This is a genomic window from Acinetobacter sp. YH12226, assembly GCF_013417805.1.
In the GTDB taxonomy this organism is placed as follows: domain Bacteria; phylum Pseudomonadota; class Gammaproteobacteria; order Pseudomonadales; family Moraxellaceae; genus Acinetobacter.
On sequence record NZ_VPDG01000051.1, the window covers coordinates 1 to 2,283 of the forward strand.

The following is a 2,283-nucleotide window of genomic DNA, read 5'->3' on the forward strand; positions in this document are numbered from 1 at the left end:
ATCGCCCCTTCACTTTGATATAAGTCTCATCCATATGCCATGAATGTAAATCTGTAGGATTACGCCAATACCAGCGTAAGCGTTTTTCCATTTCTGGAGCATAACGCTGAACCCAACGATAAATTGTGGTGTGGTCAACATTCACACCCCGTTCAGCGAGCATTTCTTGAAGTTCACGATAGCTGATGCCATATTTACAATACCAACGAACAGCCCAAAGAATGATTTCACCTTGAAAGTGCCGACCATGGAAGGGATTCATCTGCTGTATCTCGAAATAAATAAGATATTTAGCTTATCATGTCAGCCTATTTGCAACAGTGCCGCCTCGACCGGGCGGCGGGGATCGGACAGGAAATTGGCGACGCCCGCCAGCGTCTTGTCCTTCTCCGCATAGAGAACATGCAGGATCGCGCCGACCAGCAGGCTATGGCTGGTCTTTTCCCAATGATTACGCTTGTCGAGGCTGCCTTCGGGATCGACCAGAATATCCGCGATGTTCTGCACGTCGCGGACTTCCCACTCCCCCTGCCGCACCTCCAGCAACGGATTGTAGGCCGACGATCTGGCGTTCGTGGGATCGAACAGCAGGACGCGGCCGTGCTTCGCGCGAAAGCCGGCCGTCAGCGTCCAGTTCTCGCCCTTGATGTCGTGGACGATGCAGCTTCCCGGCCATGTCAGCAGCGTCGGCACCACCAGCCCGACGCCCTTACCGCTGCGGGTCGGCGCGAAGCATAAGACATGCTCGGGACCGTCATGGCGCAGATAGTCTTGCGTATGCCGGCCGAGCACTACGCCATCGGGGCCGAGCAATCCGGCCGCACGGATTTCCTTGTCTTCCGCCCATCGCGCCGATCCGTAGGTGGCGATGTTGCGGGCTTCCCGCGCTCGAATGATCGACATGAGGATGGCGGCGGCGATGGCGATGAAGCCGCCCGATACCGCGATGATGCCGCCCTCGACGAAGATAGCGGGCGCGTAGGCGTCGAAGGAAAACCACCACCAGAAGAAGGCCGGCGGATAATAGACCGGCAGGCCCGCCAGATCGAACCATGGCGCTCCAAGCTGGGGCTGGAAGCCGAGGCGAAAGGCAACCCATTGCGTCGCCGCCCACGTCATCACCAGAACGATGGTGATGACTACGGCGATCTGACCCCAAAGGATTCGGCCTCCGCGCAATGCAGGCTCCAGTCGGCAAAAGAGACGGAGCCGATCAGAGAGTAGGCAAAATCGGGACGGGCAACAGGAAAGAGGATGCCGGAGGGCTGCCGGATACTATCGGCGGCAAATAGGATGGATCGCCTGTGCCGTTATCGTGCCGGTCGAGTGCCATCCAGGAAACGATTGGGCGAATCGCCGTCACGCTTCATTTTGCCTGCGAGGTTGAGTAGATTTTTCAGTGCGGAGTTGCGATTGAACGGCGACCAGACGGCTGTAAAGGCAACCGGCTCCGGTTCATCGAGGAAGGGCAGGAAGACGATGCCGGTCGTCGGCAACAATGACGTTGCCTCGCCGACGATAGTGATGCCGAAGCCTTGTCCGACCATAGATAGCAGCGTGTCGCGCCCCACATCAAAGCGCCGGATCGACGGTGCGGGCCAACGCCCGGCAAGGCGCAGCACGATATGGTCATGGACCTGCGGGCCGGTGCCACCATAGCGAACAATGAAAGTCTCGCCGACCAGATCGGACCAAGTGATTGCGGACTGCCCGGCGAGGCGATGCCCATCCGATAGCACGGCCACCAGCGGTTCGGTCCAGATCGGTCGGGTATGGCAGTCGGGCATCTCGGGCTTGCCCGCGACGAACACCACGTCGAGCTGGTCAGCACGAAGCTGCATCACCGCATCGCGGGCTGTGCCTTCGGTGATCTCAACCTCAATGCCCGTATGTTCTTCCCGATAATGACGGATCAGCTCCGTGAGAAAGCTGCGTGGGATTAAGGCATGGATGCCGATGCGAAGCCGGCCGTATTCTCCTTGAGCTGTCATGCCTGCGGTCTTCACTGCGTGATCGAGTTGATCGACACCCGCCGTGACACGCTCCATGAAGTGCCTGCCTGCGTCTGTTAGCCGAACGCCCCGCGCATGGCGCTCAAATAGCAGGACACCAAGGTTATCCTCCAGCGCTTTCACACGCGCGCTGACGCTCGACTGGCTGATACCAAGTGCCTTGGCCGCATGCCGAAAATTCAGATGCTCGGCGACGGCGATGAACTGAACAAGGGAAATGAGCGGTATCCTGCCAGACAGGATACCGACATTCACGAGGTTTCGATGGTTA

At 58.6% G+C, this 2,283-nt stretch carries 2 protein-coding genes and 2 pseudogenes; all 4 read right to left on the minus strand.

Features of this window, described 5'->3' with window-relative positions:
- The coding region (locus FTV08_RS15945; protein ID WP_180087652.1) for a transposase at positions 1 to 262 on the minus strand (262 nt) is incomplete at its 3' end.
- 56 nt (positions 263 to 318) lie between these two features.
- Positions 319 to 1,179 (minus strand): annotated as a pseudogene (locus FTV08_RS15950) (type IV secretory system conjugative DNA transfer family protein); the annotation flags it as partial.
- Positions 1,180 to 1,310: 131 nt separating this feature from the next.
- Entirely contained in the window at positions 1,311 to 1,991 is a 681-nt protein-coding gene (locus tag FTV08_RS15955) for a LysR family substrate-binding domain-containing protein (protein WP_109354582.1), read from the minus strand.
- A gap of 3 nt (positions 1,992 to 1,994) precedes the next feature.
- A pseudogene (locus FTV08_RS16360) lies at positions 1,995 to 2,283 on the minus strand (LysR family transcriptional regulator); the annotation flags it as partial.